This is a genomic window from Leptolyngbya sp. FACHB-36 (genome assembly GCF_014695955.1).
Classification (GTDB): domain Bacteria; phylum Cyanobacteriota; class Cyanobacteriia; order Leptolyngbyales; family Leptolyngbyaceae; genus FACHB-36.
In genome coordinates, this window is sequence record NZ_JACJPG010000096.1 from 1 (window position 1) to 2,550 (window position 2,550).

Here is a 2,550-nt window from a genome sequence, read left to right on the forward strand (position 1 = left end):
CAAATTGCTACTAGCCGTTTATTCTGTTGCAGTTGCTTGACTAAACTCGGATACTTCAAGCTAGTTGAAAAATCGCGGTAGATGTCCAATCCAATCACACGCGGTTGATACTGGTCCAATTTCTGCAACAGGCGATCGAGCGTTTTATCAGATAGCGATCCGCGTCGCTGATCGGATTCTTGCGCCTGAATCTCTGCCTCATTGATCGTCACAATTAACAATCGAGCATCCGGAGTTTCAGTGGGTCTAAACGCAAGCAGTCGATCGTACGCCCAGAGTTCCAGCGGTTGCAAAACTCCGAGCGATCGCACAGCCAGCACCAAGCTAGTCACCGCAATGCTGCTCAGTAAAGCACGAGCAAATTTGACCTTTGGTCGCACCGTTCCAGAGGAACGCGTTTGAGTTGTAAACGGCTTGGATATCTCACGTTTGTCGCACCAGTCTTGCCACAGAGGAGGCTGTTCGGCTGGGTTTTGGCAAATAACAGGCAGCCACGTTGCACACAAAAACTCTGATTCAAGCCCCTGAAGTTTTTCCCTGGCTTCCCGAACAGCTAAATAAAACGATCGTCCCCCTGAAAATGCAATCAGGAAATGTTTGAGAAAGGCTTGGGCAACGCGATCTGGAACGGGTTCTCGCATCACAATTACCTGCGGAATTTGCAGATCTGCTAAATCCCACGCCAGTGCCAATCCGTCGCAAGAGTTGAAAATGGCGAGTTTTAAGCCACGCTCGATCGCTTTTTTTAAGCCATACCGCAACTGATCCAGCGTTAAGGTATCCGTCCGATTAATTTGAATCTGTCCAACTGTTTGACTAGAACTGTGCCCCGCAAAAAACAGCAGGTCCCAACCTGCTTCCCAAAGATGTTGATTCAGAGATTCCAAATCTGGCTCAACTAATAGCGTTAATTCGGTATCGGGTAGCTGTTCTAGCAGTTGTCGATCGGCGGCGACGTTGATTCCTTGACTGTTGCCTAAAATGGCTAGAATTCTGACTTTTTTGTGAGTTGATTGATCTGTTTTGATCGATCGCGTGTACTCCGGTAGGCTCACAGCAATTTCTGCTTTCGCATAGTCTTCAAGGAATTGCCAAAGATGCCAAGGAAGCCGCAGCAGTTGGCGATCTTCTGCGGTAATAATCAAGCGAATGTCATCGGTGCGGTTTAAGTGCGTGCGCAGTTGACGATCGATTTTGGCAAAGGAATCGACATTCAGCCACGCATTGAGACGCTGCTGAAATTCTTTGCAGAGGTGCTTGAATTCCGCTTCTGAAACATCGGTAATGTAGGTTTCGTCGTCTTCAATTTCAAAGGCGTTAGCAGACCGTACCTGTCGCCACCCGCGATGAGCGTACAGTGCTTCGTAGAGGCGTTGCCAGCGAGAATAGAGCAACGTAAACTCCGGTGCAGGCGGCAAACTTCCCGTGATCTGCATTGGCGTCGGGCTGTCGGCAACCCAAAGTTGAGCAGTGACAATCGCACAGCCTTGGCTCCAATCTCCCTTGCCCAAATTTAGGACAACCAGCTGCCCCATGCCGATCGCACGCCCGTTAACTCACAAATGCTTCCATCACGCTAACATCTGCAATGGCTACTCCCAAGCGAAACTGCGTTCCGGGCGCACACTTGAAACGGCGTAATTGAATGTAGTTACTGTCGCTTCCTGCCTGCACGGATTGCAGCACGTCTCCTGTTGGGGACAGCAACGACAACTGCAAGGTTTCCGGCAGGGTGGCTCCCCGCTCCTGAGGCAGTAGCTGCACCCAAATCCGCCGCCTGCTGTCCGACTCGATCGCCAGCGCAACCACAAGCAGCACATCCGGCAGTTCGCCACCCAACTGAATCCGCTTCACTCGTCGTATGCTCGGAGCCACGTCGTCATCGCGCCGGAAATTAAAGGCGAGGCTGGCAGGGCTAACGATCGTTTCCATTGCCTGCCACCCTGCATCGAACACCTCCTGTAACCACTGGCTCAAATTCACCAACGGCTGGCTCAAATTCACTAACGGCTGCGCTCGGTCCTCCATTCGCTGACCTTGCCGCTGTTCCGTCAACCGCTGCCGCCACGCAGGTTGCAGAAGTAGCCTAGCCCACTGCTCAAACGGCACCTGTAAACGCGGTATGACGATCAACGGTGCCAAGCGCTGGATCAATTCCTCTGCTTGAACTTGGGATAAAGCAGCCACAGACGGTACTGCCACACGGGTCGGCTCTGGAGCAAGCTGCTGCATCACCCAAAAAACTGTCATGTCATCAATCAGGCGGCTACCGTCCAGACAGTAGGTGCGATCGTTCGCATCGTAGCTGCCGGACGTTTTGAGCGTTTCATGCGTTGTGTAGCCCCAGATGTACAGCCGTTGCTCGTCGGCATCCACTTCCACGGCCAAGTAGCAATCTGCCACCCAGGCTGGAATGTCAATCCACTCCTGCGGCACACGAAACTCGCTTCGATCCATTGCCTCCGTAGGTATCAGCACCAGCCGCCGCGACCCCAACGTCACTGCACTACCATCGAGCAGTTCCCAAACGACCCGATCGCCCACCTCGAT

The 2,550-nt window shown here is 52.6% G+C and carries 2 protein-coding genes; both read right to left on the reverse strand.

All coding sequences use genetic code 11. From position 1 onward, the window contains the following. On the reverse strand, window positions 1-1,535 hold a 1,535-nt coding region (locus H6F43_RS01315; protein ID WP_190340220.1), incomplete at its 3' end, for a CHASE2 domain-containing protein. 16 nt (window positions 1,536-1,551) lie between these two features. Next, a partial coding sequence (locus tag H6F43_RS01320; protein ID WP_190340221.1) for a DUF1822 family protein occupies window positions 1,552-2,550 on the reverse strand: 999 nt, incomplete at its 5' end.